This is a genomic window from Cohnella pontilimi (genome assembly GCF_005049045.1).
In the GTDB taxonomy this organism is placed as follows: Bacteria; Bacillota; Bacilli; order Paenibacillales; family Paenibacillaceae; genus Cohnella; species Cohnella pontilimi.
The window spans coordinates 351,902-367,803 of record NZ_SUPK01000002.1; the positions used below are offsets into that span (position 1 = coordinate 351,902).

Sequence of the window (15,902 nt, forward strand, 5' to 3'; positions counted from 1 at the left end):
TTCTTCATTTCTATGCCCGGAGTAGAATTCATAGAATCTATCGGATACTCCTATGTATATCCATTTTTCGCACCGCTATACCTTCAATTGGATGCGCTTGACGGATTACGCCAAAGAATAACGCCACGGCAGACGGGGCATCCTCGAATCGGGAAGGCAAAAAGTTTGCCATTTCGTCACTTCTTGCGTCCTTTACACTCCTTGGGCGGTAACGGTATAATATGCTGTAGAAATCGGGTGGACTGGAAGAGAGGGGATTTATCGTGGCACGCATGTTCCGGGTATTGGGCTTCTGGACACTGGCGATCGCCCTCATGGCCTTCGCGGGCGACATGTACGAGATGGCGCTGCTGTTCTTTATCCAAACGGCCGTATTCTTTTTGCTGGGGTATTTGAAATTCACCGAACGCGCTTACCTTATGATGTTCTGGGGTTACATGGTCGTGGCGTTTCTCGGGTTCACGTACTGGTCGGTTTTCGAAATGGGCTTGCCTCTGTAACCGCCGGTTTGCCGACGGCTACATATTCAGTAAGACGCAAAAACCTCCATCCGCGTTGGCGGAACGGAGGTTTTTTTCGTTATTTGACCCATATTTGCACTTTAAACAATTCGCTCATGCCATCGGATAGCAGCAACTGCCGGATCGAGCGGTTGCGGCGCACGACCGGATGAAACGGATCCGTAAATTCATGAGTGGCCAGTTTCGTCAAAACACCGCTTTCTACAAGAAACCGCTTCTGCGTAGCGTATGCCAGCTCCCGCCAGCCCGCCCGCAAAGCGTAGGATCGGATCAGATCGAAGTCGACGTGGGCGGTCAAATCTTGCCGTCCCGGACTGCGGTACGGGTCATCATGAGCCCGGTGGTCTTCGTAACAGAGCAACGTTCCGTCCATTCGGTGAGAACCTGTCAATTCCGCCGTGGAATCACCATAATCAATGAAAATCAGGATGGCGTCGCCCAGCATGGTTCCCAATCGAGCGGTCCATTCCGCGCCGTCAAGCCCGATTTCCGTGGTCTGTCCCTCCGCAAGAAGGATGTTTTGCTTGTTCAGCCATTCCTCCAACCGGAAGTCACTCGGTTCAGTTAAGCAGGGCGACAACGCTTGACGCCGCTCATCCCAGCACACTCCCCATTCCCAAATACGGCCTCCCCGCCGTACGATTCGGTGAACGGGAAAAGCGTCCAAAAGCTCATTGGCGATCACTGCGACTTGCCGCTCTTGCCAAGCTTGCTCTTCCGCATGCTCCGTGGAGATGACCCGCGCCCGTCCGGCCTCGATGTGTTCGGCGAGCAGCTCCTCCGCCTGCCGCCTATGCTCCGGATCGCCGTCCACGACCGTTATGCGAAACCTGGCTCCCTCCTCGCCCAGCCGAAGCCAAGCATTCAGCATTTGAGCGCTTAGACGTCCCGTTCCGCCGCCCCAATCTACCGCTTCTACGGGACCTCCGTCCGGAAAGCGCTCGTCGGCGAGCCGAACGAGCCGTTCCGCGAGCACTTCGCCCATAATATCGCCGATATAGGCGCTGGTGTAGAAATCGCCTTCCCGGCCGACCCTGGCCTTCCCCGAACGATAATATCCTCCTTCCGGATGATAGAGACAGAGGGACATGTATTCCCGGAAAGTGATGCACGGCCGGACTGTTTCGTCTTCCCGTGTACCGTACCTCGGACTGGCTTGGATTTGCTTTCGAATGATGTCAAGCAAGGTGTTGTCTAACTGACGCTGGACGTTCAAAGCCGCCTCTCCTTCCCCGCTAAGTAAGGTCATATTATAATAGACGGGTACATATGTTGGACTACCCTGCAGCCTTCGCTGCCGCCGAAAGGAGGTTCCCGATGCGCCGTTTGTCGATGGCTGCCCTGATTATGGTATCGCTGCTGCTCACCTTGTCGCGCAATGCGGCTCTTATGCCCGTATATGCCCAGCCGCTTCCCGAAGAAACGCGAAAGCTTTTGGAAAAAAGCTTGTCCATTGTGGAAATTGACCGGGAAATCGACCGAATCGGAAGTCTGAAAACGACAACCGAGACGGAAATCCGGCAAACCGAAAACCGGCTGGCGCAGCAGGAAATCGCCATCGCCGCACAACGGGAAAAAGCGGGAAAAGTTCTGCGCTCCTATTATGTAGGCCAAAGAGATTTCGTGCTTGCGGCCTTGCTGAACGCCAATTCGCTTCCTCAGCTGCTTCGCACATGGGAAATCATGGATCTCATTCTCCAATCCGACCGGACCACGATGAACGAGTACGCCGCTCAATACGCGAAGCTAAAGGACGGCTATAAACGGCTGCAGCAGGACAAAAACGAGCTGGCCGCCGTTGAGAGCAATTTGAAACAACAGCGGGAACGGCTTCTCGCCCTGCAGGATGAGCTAAACAAGGCGCTTGCGGCAAGCGGCGACGAAGCGCATATCCGGCAATTGATGGCTGAAATGCAGGCCTATTGGAATAATATCGGACTGTACGAGGTGAACCGCCATTTCCGTGAATTGGCCGAGGCGATGAAAGCACTGCCCGAGTGGATCCAACAGCATCCCGAAACGATGGAAACAAGCGGATTCAAAACGAAATTGACGATCACTGACACGCAGCTAAACGATTTTCTGAGAAGCCGCAGCGACGAGTTCAAGCAGTTTGCGATCCGTTTCGAGAAGGATCGGATGTCTCTGGAGGGAGACAACGGAAATCTCCAAATCCGGATCATCGGCCATTATTCGTTAGAGAACGAACCCGAGAACGCCATTTTGTTTCATGTCGACTCCCTGAATTTCAACGGCTTGGAGCTGCCCGACACGACCCGCGCCGACTTGCAGCGCAACTTCGACCTTGGCTTCTACCCTCAGAAGCTGATTAAATTTGTAAAGGCGCAGAGCGTTTCGTTGGAGGAAGGGCGATTAATCGTTCAGTTGAAGCTCGGCTGACGTCTCCGGCCACCGCCGGATCCAATCATCCAGCGTCATCCTTCCGCCGGCCCATTCGCTCCATAGCCGTAAAAGAGACGACAGCCGGTCCGGAAGCGATGGCTCGTCATCCGCAGGAGGCAAGTTGGGAAATGTACCTGCGGACGAACCGGAAAAAAGAGAGACGCGTATAGAATCGGGGCCGTACATCGAGCGGTACACGGGCAGTTTCCCGAACATCCGAACGTTGTCTTGCTGCATGCCGCTCTCGGTCATGATCTCGATCCATTTGCGGGCCGCGTCCTCCGCCTGCGTCCGGGAGGAAACGACAAAGCTGCGGCCGCGGGGCCAATGGAACGGCTGTCTCCAAGCCCCTCGGTCCATGACGATAGCTCCGGCACCTTTATCGGTGTTTTTCTGGGTCAGTTTCAGGGCTTCCGAGTAGGGAAGAACGGCGGCTGCCGCCTTCCCGGCGGCCACCAGCGCTGCCGCTTGGGCATCGCCGGCCGCATAATGGACTCCTTGCCGTTCCTGATCCAATAAGGCCATGGCATCAGCCCTCGGGGAACCGTTCCAAATGTCCGGCCCATCCGTCCATATCGTATCTGAACGCTGACCCGTCACAGTTTGGAGCCACGCCAGCCATGCAAACGCGTCACTCTCTTGAATGGCCAGCCAAGCTGTCGCTTTGCCGCTTTCCCGGCTTTTCTCCGCCAATAACCGCCACTGGGCGGTGCCCTGGGGAGTCACAGCCGTGTCGCCGAGCAGCGTATTCAAAACGGACAAGTTCCACACGACAACGTAGGGATCGAAATCGCGCGGTACGCCCCACAAATAGTCGTTCCATTTGACGGAAGCGGACAGAGCGTCGAACTGCTCGGCCAACGATTCTCCCATAAAGGCGCCGTCAACCGGAAGCAAGTAACCCGACGCTGCGAATTTTTTGATCCACTCGTTCTCGACAAGCATCACGTCCGCCGCTTCGCCGAGCCTGAAAGCTTCCCGAAACTGCAAGTAAGCCGCTTCCGGATCGATGCGGATGAACTCCACGACGATATCCGGATGACGATAAGCCGATTCGTCGTTCTGTTTCTGAAGGAACCGGAATTCCTGCTCGTTCAGCGCGGCGGCTACCCGGATCCGAACCGGCTCCTTCTCGGCGACCGGAACCGCCGCCGCGGCAGGACCGCCGCGAGATTCGCGGACTTCTGGCGACGTCGGGGAAGGAGCCGAAAACCACGGGGACAACAGAAGCACGGTAAGCAGCAAAAGAAGAAACCATAAGGCGGACTTGCGACGGGCCACAGGATTCACCCAGCCTTCTTCGGAACCTTTCTCTCCCCCATGATAACAGGACGGACAGCCGATGTCTCGTTTTTTCGGAAGCGCTTTATCCGGTGTATCACGTACCACCCGCAAGTAACGAACAGCAGAAAAGAGGCGTCGATGATGGAACGGAAATACGGATTGGACATGCACTTGCCGGAGAACAAATTACCCGGCTTTTATGCGCAAATCGTGAAAGGAATCGCGGAGCGGGCCGAGCTTTTCGACCGGCACCGGGAGCTGCTCATCTTCGACAGCCCGGCCGCCTATCCTCCCGTGTTCGAAATGCTGGCGCACTATAAAGTGGAAGCCGAGCCTTGCGAGCTGCTGATGTTCTCAGAGGAAAGTGTGTGCTTTCGAAGCGGCCGCTTCGAAGATTTCGCATTCGCGACCCGGGCCGGGAACGTCTATGTCGATTTGGCGTATACGGCGGTTTTCCGGTTAACGGAGGCAAGGCCGGGTGCGGAATCCGCCCCGGCCTTGCTTCAGTTGGAGGAACACCGCATCGCGGACGTGTGCGAAGACGGCCAAACCTGGCATCTTATCGAAAGCCAGCTGGCCGAGCTGGCCGAACGCGTCGCCCGGGCTTACGGATGCGGAGTTGAGTGGTTCACACGAGAGCCGCAGCTTTAGAGAAGCTGGGTCGCCAGCTGCGCCAGGCGGGAACGCTCACCCTTTTCCAAAGTGACGTGCCCGCCGACTCCCTCGTCCTTGAAACGCTCGACCAAATAACTGAGACCGTTGCTTTGCGCGTCCAGGTACGGATGATCGATTTGCTCCGGATCGCCCAGCAGCACGATTTTGCTGTTTTCTCCGACGCGGGAAACGATCGTTTTGACCTCATGCTTGCTCAGGTTTTGCGCTTCGTCGATGATAATAAATTGCCCCGGAATGGACCGGCCCCGGATGTAGGTGAGCGCCTCCACTTGGATGCTTCCGAGTCCCATCAATATTTTATCGAGATCCCCGGCTTTCTTCGTATCGAACAAAAATTCCAGATTGTCGTAAATGGGCTGCATCCACGGACGCAGTTTTTCGTCTTTCTCCCCCGGCAAATAGCCGATATCTTTGCCCATCGGCACGACCGGCCTGGCGATGAGCAGCTTTTTGTATTTGTGCTCATCCTCCACCTTCATCAGCCCGGCGGCGAGCGTCAGCAGCGTTTTCCCCGTCCCCGCACGGCCGGTAAGCGTGACCAGCGGAATATCGTCGTTCAGCAAAAGCTCAAGCGCCATACGCTGCTGGGCGTTGCGGGCCGTAATCCCCCACACCGACTCATTGCTCAGATGAAGAGGCTCCAGCCGCAGGCCGTCGGGGCTGACCTTGAGCAGCGCCGATTTGGAGGTACCCATCTCGTCCCGCAAAATCACGAACTCGTTCGGGTGCAGCTGCACGTTTAACCGCAGCTCACTCACGTTTAAGATGCGATGATTGTAAAATTCATCGATAACCGACGGGTGAACATGAAGGGTGATTTGGCCCAAATATTGCTCGTTGTCGGCCGCAATCCTGTCCGTCAAATAATCTTGCGCCGTAATGCCGAGCACGTCGGCCTTTACACGAACCAAAACATCCTTGCTGACGAGAATGACCGGACGAGGATCCTCCGCCTCCTGCTCCTCCAAAAAATAGTTGAGCGCGACTGCAAGGATCCGGTTGTCGTTCGTCATCTCCCCGAACAATTCCTGCACGCGGAGATAATGACGGTGGTTCATTTCCACCTTGAGGATCCCGCCGTTCTCCAGCGTCACACCGTTGTGTAATTGACCGTTGGCCCGAATGCGATCGAGTTCCCTGGAGACGAAGCGCGCGTTGCGCCCGATTTCATCGGCCAGCCGTTTTTTGGAATCAATCTCTTCCAGGACGACGGCAGGTATGATGACCTCGTTATCTTCGAAGGAGAACATCGCGAGCGGATCATGAAGCAGCACGTTCGTGTCGAGCACGCAAATTTTTTTCAACGGTGGTCCCTCCCGGATTTCGGCGAATTTGGTCATAGCACGCGAATAACGGGGAACAATAGATGGCAAGCACAAGCCGTAGTTATTTAGCCATTGGGGCTCCCCCAGCGCTGCGAAGCACATTCGTCATTCATGGGGGATCAACATCCCTCCAAACCAGGGTGGTGAAAACAATTTATGAAAAGTAAAACAGCGTTTTGCGCGGCCGTCCTGCTGATTGCGTCGGCGGTTACGTTGTCGGGCTGCGGGAATAACGCCCGGCCCGGGCAGACTGCGCAAAACGCCAGGGTAAATGTTCAAAACACGGTGCGCGGCGTCGACGGAACGGATAACGGGAAGGCTGCGCATCTGGCCCAGCTGGCCCGCGGCGTTCGCGGCGTAAATGACGCCAATTGTGTCGTCTTCGGCCGATTTGCGATTGTCGGGATCGACGTTGATCCCAAAATGGACCGCTCCCGCGTCGGAACAATCAAATACGCGGTGGCCGAGGCTTTCCGCAAAGATCCGTACGGTGCCAATGCCATGGTGACGGCGGATATCGATTTGGCACAGCGCATCCGTGAAATCAGCGCGGATGTGCAGAGAGGCCGTCCGGTCGCCGGCTTTGCGGAAGAGCTGGCCGACATCGTCGGCCGGATCATGCCGAATGTCGGGAACCCCAACACGCCCGTCGGCCAGAAATGACAGAAAGCCCAGTGAACATACTCACTGGGCTTTCTTCATGGCGTCGAACACTTGTCCGTCCAAGCGGTCGGCGGCTCTTTTGTCATACGTTTTCTGATATTCGGGCTGTACCGACAAACGCGCGCCATAGAACATGGCGTCTCGCACCGTGTTCACCTCGAGATCCACACACGCGAGGGCAAACGGTACGCCTTCAAGCTTATCGGTGAGCACTTTGGCCGAACCGTAAACCGCGTGCACGCTTCCTCCCCCGAACAGCGTGATGCTGACTTCAGGGCGGGCCTTCAGATTGTGAATCAACCGCGAGCGGCCGTCGAGCGCAAACCGAAGCCGGCCTGGGTCAACCGCGTAAATCCAAGAAATCGCACTGGAAGTCGGGCTCCCGCTCTCGGTATCGATGGTGTGAAGAAGGACGAAGCTTTCCTTCTGGAGCTGGTTGAAAAGCGTTTCGGGCAATGCCGTTAACGTTTCCGCCATTCGCAGCACTCCTTACGATGTGTCTTACAACATTATACCACAGGGCCAGGCTCATTTTAAAGCGGCAGGTATTTCGGTCAGCCGTTGTCCGTTGCCGCAGAAGAAGCCGGCTCGGAGACGGGCCGCCCTTCCGGCCGCAGCTCTTCCCGGAGCGCCTCCTTGGCTTGATCCAGCTTCGTCTGGTCGAGGTATACGTACGGACTCTTCCATGTGCCTTCCAGCGCGATGAACCGGATATTTTGCTTGCTGATCCGGAAATAGGTCGAGATCATGTTCTCGATTTGCTGCTTCGGAATATCCGTGTGAAGGTTGTTCCCTACCGCATCCAGGACGCCGCCGACTTTCGTCACACTGCTGAACGACTTCAATTTGTCCACAATGGCTCCAAGGACTTGATCCTGGCGGGCGTTCCGCTCAAAATCGCTCGACGGACGGGTGATGTTTTGCTTGGATTTTCGGTAACGTACAAATCCGAGTGCATCTTTACCGTTCAGCTCTTGAACGCCTTTTTTGAGATTGATATCCGTTCCGTCCGCGTTGTCCCAATACCTCATGTCTTGATCCACGTTCACGTTGACGCCGCCGAGCGCGTCGACCACGTCGATGAAGCCTTGAAAATCGAGAACGGCCGTGTAATCGATCGGGATGCCGAAAAACTCGCTCATCATTTCCTTCATTTGATCTTTCGCGTATTGCGATGCTTCGTCGCCGGTCAAGTTTTTTTCGGATCGCGCCACGGACAGAAACCGGGCGTAATAAGCATTCGCTTTCCGGGTTTTATATCCGTTCAGGTTCAAAGTGGAGTCCCGCGGCACGGATACGACCGTCGCCGTCTTCGTCTTCGGATTGAACGTCGCCGCCATCATGACATCCGTATTCAAGCTTCCCGTTTCCTGCCGGTTATCCAGACCCAGCACCAGCAGCCCGATCGGTTTCACCTGCGCCCGCTCGGCGGCTGCCACCTTGTTTTCCTTCGGATTGGAGATGTCTCCGATCAGATTATCCGCTTTGATGTACAAATAGCCGGCATATGACGCTAATCCGATAATGACGATAAGCAAAAAGGAAAATACGAACCGGGCTAAACGCCGCGGCTTCCGTGGAGGCCGCACAGCCTTCGGGGCTCGTGAGGAACGGCCTTCGTTCCTCGGCGGCAGAGGCATATGTTCGTTCATCGTTGCTCCTCCTCGTTCCCGTCAAAGTCTTTTTCGGCTTTGCTGAGCACCGGACCGTGCAGCAGCTGTTCCGCCGCTTCCCGGTCGAACCATACGGTCCTCTCGGACTCGCCCTTGACGGTATAGGTGACATAAATTTTTACCTCATTTTGCGAGGTTAAATCGTATGACAGGAGATCGTGATCTTCCGACAAAATTTGCGCAAAAAAGTCGACGGTCGCCCGCGCCGCCTCGTCATCCGGTCGAGCTTCGCACACGAGCTTCATTTGCAGCCAATAAAATAACGCATCTATCAGGCTCAAGGTTGCATCCCTCTTTCCTGAATGCCGGGTTACTGACCGTTGTCCGCACTGCGGCGGCTGCGGATTTTATCGTAAAGCTGGCGCAGCCGCAGCATGATCATCATGATGACGGCAACGCCCATGCATTGAATGATCGGCAGTTTATCCAACTGCAGGACGAGCAGTACGAGACACCCGACAGCCATCATCAGGTACACGAGAATTTCTTTTAAAATCGGAAGACGGCCCGGGCGGAACACGGCATTGAATATATAAATGGTAAACCCGAGAATCAGCACGTAAGCCATGAGCGGATGATCATGGAACCACTGCTGCATCGCGATGCCTCCTTATACCCCGGCTTCCGCCATACGGCGCTGTTTTTCATACTTGTCGCGCTCGCTTTTGTTCAGCACTTTTTTGCGCAGCCGGATGCTCTTCGGCGTAATTTCGCAGTATTCGTCATCATTCAGGTATTCCAGCGCTTCCTCCAGCGACATGAGGCGGGGCGCCTTCATTTTCACCGTTTCTTCCTTGTTCGCGGTGCGGATGTTGTTCAGCGCTTTTTCTTTGCAGATGTTGACGATGATGTCGTTGTCGCGTGTATGCTCGCCGACGATCATGCCTTCGTATACCTCTGCACCCGGCTCCAGGAACAAAATGCCGCGGTCTTCGACGGACAGCATGCCGTAAGCGGTCGCCGTACCCGTCTCACTTGCGACGAGCACGCCTTGGTGACGGCCGCCGACTTGCCCGCCGACCAACGGACCGTAGCTGTCGAACGCGTGGTTCATGACGCCATATCCACGCGTCATCGTCAGGAAGTTCGTACGGTAGCCGATCAGGCCGCGCGCAGGGATCAGGAACTCCAGCCGCACTTGGCCGTTTCCGTTGTTGATCATATTCACCATTTCGGCTTTGCGCGTGCCCAAGCTCTCCATGACCGCACCCATGCTTTCTTCCGGCACGTCGATGAGCAGGCGCTCGATCGGTTCGCTTTTCACACCGTCGACTTCTTTGATAATAACTTCAGGCTTCGAGACCTGCAGCTCATAGCCTTCACGGCGCATATTTTCGATGAGAATGCCCAGGTGAAGCTCGCCGCGCCCGCTGACCACGAATGCGTCCGGGCTGTCTGTTTCTTCGACGCGCAAGCTGACGTCGGTCTCCAGTTCCTTAAAGAGACGTTCGCGCAGTTTGCGGGAAGTGACCCACTTGCCTTCGCGTCCCGCAAACGGGCTGTTGTTGACGAGAAACGTCATTTGCAGCGTCGGTTCGTCGATCGTGAGGACAGGCAGCTGCTCCGGATTCGCCGGATCTGCGACCGTCTCGCCGATGTTGATGTCTTTCAGGCCGGCTAGTGCGACAATGTCGCCGGCGGCCGCCTCTTCGATTTCATTGCGCTTCAAGCCTTGGAAGCCGAAAAGCTTCTCAATGCGGGCTTGACGCACTTTCCCATCGTGGTCGAGCACCGCGACGGGTTGGCCTTGGCGGATACGACCGCGGTTCACACGACCGATGGCAATGCGGCCCAAATATTCGTTGTAGTCCAGCAGCGTGACGAGGAACTGCAAAGGCTCGTCGGGATTTTCGGTCGGCGACGGAATGTGCTCGAGAATCGTCTCGAACAACGGCTCCATCGTCGTACCCAGCACATCGGGATCGGTGCTGGCGATACCGTTCAAGCCGGACGCATAAACGACCGGGAAATCCAGCTGGTCGTCGTTGGCTTCCAGCTCGATGAACAGTTCGAGCACTTCGTCGATGACTTCGGCAGGACGGGCGGCCGGACGGTCGATTTTGTTGACCACGACGACCGGTGTCAAGCCGTGCTGGAGCGCTTTGCGCAGCACAAATTTGGTCTGCGGCATGCAGCCCTCGAACGCATCGACAACCAGCAGCACGCCGTCGACCATTTTCATGATCCGTTCTACTTCTCCGCCGAAGTCGGCGTGTCCGGGCGTGTCCACGATGTTGATCAGGTTATCCTTATATTGGATTGCGGTATTTTTGGCCAGAATCGTGATGCCGCGTTCTCTTTCGATATCATTGGAGTCCATGGCGCGTTCCTGCACCTGTTCGTGCTCACGGAACGCCCCCGACTGGCGAAGCAGCTGGTCAACCAGCGTCGTTTTGCCGTGGTCAACGTGGGCAATGATCGCAATGTTGCGGATTTTGTCTCTTGGATGCATGTTTCGGTGGTCCACTCCTCTTTGTATATCTGCTCTTGTCTATCTGTGTTTATTATTCGTCATTCACGGACTTTCGCCATCTAAGCACAAAACGTCGACAGCGAGGCCGACGTTTCTCTACATCCCTGCTATTATACGCTAGTAAGCAATAAAAGCCAAGCATGTTATTCCCTTCAAATGATGAACTTATGATCTCTGCCTCCTTAGAAAATAAAAATGCCGCCCATTCCCGAAGGAACGAACGGCGTGTTCTTCACGTCGATTACCTTATGAACCAGCTTGTCCGAAACGATAGATGCATTAAGTAGCCGCCAACTCCACTTGTCCACACATTACCAAATCCGAGGCCGGTTCAGCACGAGCCAAGCGCCTGCGGCGATTAGCACGATTGCGAGCAAGTAAATGCCCCATGTCCACAGCAGCGTCATGGCGAACAAGAACAACGACAAGACCGCAAGACCGACGGCAGCCGTCCAAATCGTGCGGGAACGCGAATATCCGAATATGTAATACTCGTACAGCCCAACCGCAACCGCGAACGGGAAAAAGGGCCATAAGTACTTCATTAAATCCCAGCCGAACCAGTTGCCGATCAGCAAGATTACCGAGACAACGGTTAAAATACCGGCAGGGATGAGCGTCTCGGACGGAACCATTCTGCCAAAATACAACACATGCAGCAAAATCCCCGGAATGAGAATGAACAAAGGCCAGAATACCGAACCGATAAAAGCGAATACGCCCAGCTTGCCCAGCAAAATGACCAATCCCGCAGCCAACACCAAAACGCCGACCGCGGCGGATTGCTTGTTCACGACGGTTCCCCCACTTCTTCACAGTCTCTCGGACGGCACGAATGCCTGACGGATCGTGGCGTCTTTTTTCTTTAGTGTAATGGAAGTGCGGCGAAAAAACCAGTCGGCAAATAGGCATTCGTTCCCAACCGTAACTTGCCCCCGTTATCCCCGCTTCCGCCGAAGGCATAACGCGGCCGTGAGCAGCAAAGCCGCGGTGCCGAATGGCACCGCCATCGCCACGTCATCGGAAATGGGCGGCAGCGCCCGCTGTAGTCCCCTATCGTGCAATAGCATCTCGCCTGCGGTATAAGCAAGCAGCGCTCCCCCGATATAAGCGAGCCCCGGGAGTCGGTCCAGCATGCGCATAATAAACGCGCTGCCCCAGATGATCATCGGGATGCTCATGGCGATGCCGATGATGATCATCACAATGTCCCCCTCGGCGACCGCGGCAACCGCGAGCACGTTGTCCAGGCTCATGATGAAATCGGCCGTTACGATCGTCCAGATCGCGCCGGCCAAGTTGGTTGCCGGCTTTGACCGCTCTACTTCTTCGTGTTCGGTCATAAGCTGTATGGCAATCACGAACAATAACAACGCCCCGGCTGTTTGCAAAAATGGAATACCGAGCATCGCCACGGCGCCGAGCGTCAGCACGCACCGCAAAACTACGGCCGCGGCCGCCCCCCACCACACGGCCATCCGCCGCTGCGCCGCGGGGAGGCGTCGCCCGGCCATGGCGATCACCACGGCGTTATCGCCGCTCAAGAGCAGGTTGATCAACGTGATTTCCATAAAAATGACCAGCCGATCCAGCAGTTCCATCCGGACATACCCCCCATACCACATGTATGTACAGGCTGACCGGGATATGTGACGTGAAAAAGTTGAATCCATTTCCGCCCGCCGTGCGTATAACCTTTTTGAGAATCTCAAGGGGGACCGACAGTGGACTGGATTACCGGCTTCATCAACGAATTGGTCACTTTGCACTTTTGGACATCGCTGCTGACTATCGTGTTCATCGATTTGCTGCTAGCGGGCGATAACGCCATCGTGATCGGCTTGGCCGCGAGAAATCTGCCGAAAGAGAGGCAGAAGCAAGCCGTCATCTGGGGTACGGCCGGAGCCGTGGCCATCCGAATCGTCGCCACCGTTCTGGTGGTAAGGCTGTTGGAAATCCCCTTGCTGCTTGCGCTTGGAGGCGTTCTGCTCTTGTGGATCGCTTACAAGCTGCTCGTACAGGAAAATGAACATGAAAACATCCAAGCCGGCTCGACATTGTGGGCCGCCGTTCGTACGATCATCATCGCGGATGCCGCCATGGGACTGGACAACGTCATCGCGGTGGCGGGAGCCGCTCACGGAAGCATCGAGCTCGTCGTTCTCGGCCTGCTGATCAGCATTCCGATCGTGGTTTGGGGAAGCACGCTGTTCATCAAGCTTATCGAACGTTATCCATGGATCATTTATGTCGGGTCCGGCGTACTCGCCTATACGTCTGCCAAGATGATCACGCACGAAAAACGCTTCGCTCCTTTGTTCGAGGACAATCCGGTACTCAGTTATGCGTTCATCGCCACGTTAGTTATCTTGGTTCTGGCGGCCGGCGCTTGGACGAACACCATGAAAGCCCGTCGGACAGCGGAAAACAACAAAAGCAGGGAAACGCTTTGAGCGTTCCCTGCTTTTTCATTAAAACCAGCGTTCTTCCGCGGGTGCCGGGGCATCGGAGCGGCTTTCGGCGGTCAGCTCGATCGTTTCCACCGTAGCCACCGCTTGTTCGACGAGCCGGTCCAGTTCTTCTCCGAGTTGATCTTCCGCCTTCTCCACTATCCGCAAATTCGGATTTGTGGCCGGCGACTTCGGCACGAACAAAGTGCAGCAATCTTCGTACGGCAAAATCGAGGTTTCGAACGTCCCGATTTTTTCCGCTATCCGGATAATTTCCAGCTTGTCCATCATTACGAGCGGACGAAGAAGCGGGAGCGTAGTCTCGCGGCCGATGACATGCATGCTCCCGAGCGTTTGGCTCGCCACCTGACCCAGACTGTCTCCCGTCACGATCGCCAAGGCTCCGCGCTGCTCAGCCAGCTTTTGGGTAATCCGAAGCATTGAACGGCGCATGAGCGTGATGATCAAATGTTCATGGCCCGTCTGTGCGAGCTTCGTCTGTAAATCGGTGAACGACACCAGATGCAGCTTGATGGAGCCGGCATAATAAGCCAAACGCTGTGCGAGCGTGACGACTTTTTCTTTAGCTTGCTCACTGGTGAACGGATAGCTGTGAAAATGGACGGCCTCCACTTCCAGACCTTTGCGCATCGCCATCCAACCGGCCACCGGGCTGTCGATCCCTCCGGAGAGCAGCAGCATCGCTTTACCGTTCATCCCGAGCGGAAAGCCGCCAGCCGCCTGCTGAACCCCGGCATACACATAGGTGCCTTCCGGCTGAATCTCTACTTTGAGCTCCGTATCCGGCTTCCGAACGTCTACTTTTAATTCCGGCGTGTTCCGCAGCACATGTGCCCCGACGAGATGGTTCATTTCCTGCGAGTCGTGCGGGAAAGGTTTCCACACCCGTTTCACCGTAACTTTAAAAGTCCGGGGTGCGGGATCCACCTCGCGCATCACCTGCAGTGCCGCGGCGCGAATTTCCTGCAAATCGTTCTCGCAGCGCAGCACTCGGCTGAACGACACGATACCGAAAACATCCTTTAACCGGTCGGCAATGCGGTTGTAATCCTCTCCGTTCAACCGGATGTACAGTCTGCCGTATGTTTTTTGGTAAGTAAGCGCAGGGAAGGCGGCGAGCGTTCTTTTCACTTGCCGCACCATCATGTCCTCGAAGCGTCCCCGATTTCTCCCTTTGATGGTTAATTCGCCGAATCGAACCAAAACCCAATCGTCGTTCATCCGCGGCTCCTTTCGAGTGGCTTCAGCTTCTCGACCATCAAGCGCAGCCGCTCTCCCAGCGCATCGATATCCCGCTCCGTATGTTCGTCCCCGAAGCTGATCCGGATGCTCCCCGAACCGCGTTCTTCTCCAAGCCCCATGGCGAGCAGCACGCGGCTGGGCTTCAAGCTTTTGGATGAGCAGGCGGATTGGGTGGAGATCAAAATCCCCTCTTGCTCGAGCATATGCACCAGCACTTCCGGTCTCATCCCGGGATAAGAGACATTCACCACATGCGGCGCGGTGCGCTCCTCTTCTTCGGCTCCATAACCGTTTAATTTCAACTCGGGAATATCCGAGATGATTGCCAGCAGCCGTCGACGCAGCCGGAACATGCGCTCACGCCGTTCCTGCATTCCCTCGGTCGCCAACCGGAACGCTTGCGCCATCCCCACGATTCCTGGCACATTGTGCGTTCCACCCCGAATTCCGAACTCCTGGGAGCCGCCTGTAAGCAGAGGAGCGAGCGCCAAGCCCTCCTTCACCAGAAGGAAACCTGTCCCTTTCGGCCCTTGGAATTTGTGCGCGGAGCCGCTGTATAGGTCGATTCCCCACTCGTTCCAGAGCAAGGGAACTTTCCCGATGGCCTGTACACCGTCGACGTGAAACCGGATTTGCGGGTAATCCCGTAACAGCTGTCCGATTTCCCGAATCGGCTGAACAGTGCCGATTTCATTGTTGACATGCATGACGCTGACCATAGCCGTCTCAGGCCGTATCGCAGCGGCGACATCCTCCACACGGACGCGTCCGTATTCGTCCACCGGCAGCCAAGTCACTTCCACTCCGGCTTCCTCAAGTTGTTCGGCGGTCCGATACACCGAGGCATGCTCGACCGGCGTTGTTATCAAATGTTTCCGCGTCCGCCCCGGCCGGAGAAGCCAGCCTTTCAGCGCCAAGTTGTTGCTTTCCGTCCCGCCAGAGGTCAGCACCACTTCCTCCGGCTTCGCCCCGAAACCGGCGGCGATGCCGGCACGTGCCCGATCCACCAGTTTCATTGCTTCCGCGCCTGCCTGGTGTAAGGCCGCCGCGTTCGCAAAGTGAAGCTTCATCACTTCCGACACCGTTTGGATCACTTTCCCGTGCATCGGAGCGGAAGCGCAATGATCAAAATATAACGTCTCCATAAGGTCCTCCTAAAAAGAAAAAGATCA

At 55.9% G+C, this 15,902-nt stretch carries 17 protein-coding genes; 5 read left to right on the forward strand and 12 right to left on the reverse strand.

What is annotated here, in order from left to right; all coding sequences use genetic code 11:
* Window positions 1-263: 263 nt before the first annotated feature.
* Entirely contained in the window at window positions 264-500 is a 237-nt protein-coding gene (locus E5161_RS05735) for a DUF2626 family protein (protein WP_136776753.1), read from the forward strand.
* A gap of 79 nt (window positions 501-579) precedes the next feature.
* On the opposite strand, the gene E5161_RS05740 is transcribed toward E5161_RS05735, so the two are convergent.
* Entirely contained in the window at window positions 580-1,737 is a 1,158-nt protein-coding gene (locus tag E5161_RS05740; protein ID WP_169306580.1) for a class I SAM-dependent methyltransferase, read from the reverse strand.
* A 101-nt stretch (window positions 1,738-1,838) separates the two neighbouring features.
* Between E5161_RS05740 and E5161_RS05745 the strand changes: the two genes are divergently transcribed.
* Window positions 1,839-2,921: a coiled-coil domain-containing protein gene (locus E5161_RS05745; RefSeq protein WP_136776755.1), complete on the forward strand. Its 1,083-nt coding sequence runs from the start codon at window positions 1,839-1,841 to the stop codon at window positions 2,919-2,921.
* Here E5161_RS05745 and E5161_RS05750 read toward each other — a convergent pair.
* Window positions 2,895-4,313: an extracellular solute-binding protein gene (locus E5161_RS05750; RefSeq protein WP_246042131.1), complete on the reverse strand. Its 1,419-nt coding sequence runs from the start codon at window positions 4,311-4,313 to the stop codon at window positions 2,895-2,897. The genes E5161_RS05745 and E5161_RS05750 overlap by 27 nt on opposite strands.
* Before the next feature lie 33 nt (window positions 4,314-4,346).
* Between E5161_RS05750 and E5161_RS05755 the strand changes: the two genes are divergently transcribed.
* Window positions 4,347-4,859: a hypothetical protein gene (locus tag E5161_RS05755; RefSeq protein WP_136776757.1), complete on the forward strand. Its 513-nt coding sequence runs from the start codon at window positions 4,347-4,349 to the stop codon at window positions 4,857-4,859.
* Here the strand turns inward: E5161_RS05755 and E5161_RS05760 are convergent.
* Window positions 4,856-6,187 (reverse strand): PhoH family protein, encoded by a 1,332-nt coding sequence (locus E5161_RS05760; protein ID WP_136776758.1) that lies wholly within the window; start codon window positions 6,185-6,187, stop codon window positions 4,856-4,858. The genes E5161_RS05755 and E5161_RS05760 overlap by 4 nt on opposite strands.
* Before the next feature lie 177 nt (window positions 6,188-6,364).
* Here E5161_RS05760 and E5161_RS05765 point away from each other — a divergent pair, with 177 nt between their 5' ends.
* Window positions 6,365-6,871 carry a YhcN/YlaJ family sporulation lipoprotein gene (locus E5161_RS05765; protein ID WP_136776759.1) on the forward strand — a complete coding sequence of 169 codons (507 nt, stop codon included), beginning with the start codon at window positions 6,365-6,367 and terminating at the stop codon, window positions 6,869-6,871.
* A 21-nt stretch (window positions 6,872-6,892) separates the two neighbouring features.
* Here the strand turns inward: E5161_RS05765 and E5161_RS05770 are convergent, their stop codons facing one another.
* The 7 genes from E5161_RS05770 to E5161_RS05800 all read right to left on the reverse strand — a co-directional run bounded on the left by E5161_RS05770 (window position 6,893) and on the right by E5161_RS05800 (window position 12,618).
* A complete protein-coding gene (locus E5161_RS05770; RefSeq protein ID WP_136776760.1) occupies window positions 6,893-7,348 on the reverse strand; it encodes a pyridoxamine 5'-phosphate oxidase family protein in 456 nt (151 codons plus the stop codon).
* Window positions 7,349-7,425: 77 nt separating this feature from the next.
* A complete protein-coding gene (locus E5161_RS05775) occupies window positions 7,426-8,523 on the reverse strand; it encodes an LCP family protein (RefSeq protein ID WP_136776761.1) in 1,098 nt (365 codons plus the stop codon).
* On the reverse strand, window positions 8,520-8,825 hold the full coding sequence (locus tag E5161_RS05780; protein WP_211246690.1) for a hypothetical protein: 306 nt from the start codon (window positions 8,823-8,825) through the stop codon (window positions 8,520-8,522). The genes E5161_RS05775 and E5161_RS05780 overlap by 4 nt, the downstream gene beginning before the upstream one ends.
* 29 nt (window positions 8,826-8,854) lie before the next feature.
* Entirely contained in the window at window positions 8,855-9,142 is a 288-nt protein-coding gene (locus E5161_RS05785) for a YlaH-like family protein (RefSeq protein ID WP_136776762.1), read from the reverse strand.
* A 12-nt stretch (window positions 9,143-9,154) separates the two neighbouring features.
* On the reverse strand, window positions 9,155-10,996 hold the full coding sequence (typA, locus tag E5161_RS05790; RefSeq protein WP_136776763.1) for a translational GTPase TypA: 1,842 nt from the start codon (window positions 10,994-10,996) through the stop codon (window positions 9,155-9,157).
* A gap of 332 nt (window positions 10,997-11,328) precedes the next feature.
* A complete protein-coding gene (locus E5161_RS05795) occupies window positions 11,329-11,811 on the reverse strand; it encodes a hypothetical protein (RefSeq protein ID WP_136776764.1) in 483 nt (160 codons plus the stop codon).
* 144 nt (window positions 11,812-11,955) lie between these two features.
* Window positions 11,956-12,618 (reverse strand): TerC family protein, encoded by a 663-nt coding sequence (locus E5161_RS05800; protein WP_136776765.1) that lies wholly within the window; start codon window positions 12,616-12,618, stop codon window positions 11,956-11,958.
* A 123-nt stretch (window positions 12,619-12,741) separates the two neighbouring features.
* On the opposite strand from E5161_RS05800, the gene E5161_RS05805 reads away from it, so the two are divergent.
* On the forward strand, window positions 12,742-13,470 hold the full coding sequence (locus E5161_RS05805; protein ID WP_246042111.1) for a TerC family protein: 729 nt from the start codon (window positions 12,742-12,744) through the stop codon (window positions 13,468-13,470).
* An 18-nt stretch (window positions 13,471-13,488) separates the two neighbouring features.
* Here E5161_RS05805 and thiI read toward each other — a convergent pair whose 3' ends face one another.
* A complete protein-coding gene (gene thiI, locus E5161_RS05810) occupies window positions 13,489-14,709 on the reverse strand; it encodes a tRNA uracil 4-sulfurtransferase ThiI (RefSeq protein WP_136776766.1) in 1,221 nt (406 codons plus the stop codon).
* A complete protein-coding gene (locus E5161_RS05815) occupies window positions 14,706-15,875 on the reverse strand; it encodes a cysteine desulfurase family protein (RefSeq protein ID WP_136776767.1) in 1,170 nt (389 codons plus the stop codon). Before E5161_RS05815 ends, thiI begins: the two co-directional genes overlap by 4 nt.
* Window positions 15,876-15,902: the final 27 nt, after the last annotated feature.

What these genes read in the sequence shown, in the direction of transcription:
- E5161_RS05745 (WP_136776755.1), top strand. Translation starts at nt 1,839, where the DNA reads ATGCGCCGTTTGTCGATGGCTGCCCTGATTATGGTATCGCTGCTGCTC.
- E5161_RS05755 (WP_136776757.1), top strand. Translation starts at nt 4,347, where the DNA reads ATGATGGAACGGAAATACGGATTGGACATGCACTTGCCGGAGAACAAA.
- E5161_RS05765 (WP_136776759.1), top strand. Translation starts at nt 6,365, where the DNA reads ATGAAAAGTAAAACAGCGTTTTGCGCGGCCGTCCTGCTGATTGCGTCG.
- E5161_RS05770 (WP_136776760.1), bottom strand. Translation starts at nt 7,348, where the DNA reads ATGGCGGAAACGTTAACGGCATTGCCCGAAACGCTTTTCAACCAGCTC.
- E5161_RS05775 (WP_136776761.1), bottom strand. Translation starts at nt 8,523, where the DNA reads ATGAACGAACATATGCCTCTGCCGCCGAGGAACGAAGGCCGTTCCTCA.
- E5161_RS05785 (WP_136776762.1), bottom strand. Translation starts at nt 9,142, where the DNA reads ATGCAGCAGTGGTTCCATGATCATCCGCTCATGGCTTACGTGCTGATT.
- typA (WP_136776763.1), bottom strand. Translation starts at nt 10,996, where the DNA reads ATGCATCCAAGAGACAAAATCCGCAACATTGCGATCATTGCCCACGTT.
- E5161_RS05800 (WP_136776765.1), bottom strand. Translation starts at nt 12,618, where the DNA reads ATGGAACTGCTGGATCGGCTGGTCATTTTTATGGAAATCACGTTGATC.
- thiI (WP_136776766.1), bottom strand. Translation starts at nt 14,709, where the DNA reads ATGAACGACGATTGGGTTTTGGTTCGATTCGGCGAATTAACCATCAAA.
- E5161_RS05815 (WP_136776767.1), bottom strand. Translation starts at nt 15,875, where the DNA reads ATGGAGACGTTATATTTTGATCATTGCGCTTCCGCTCCGATGCACGGG.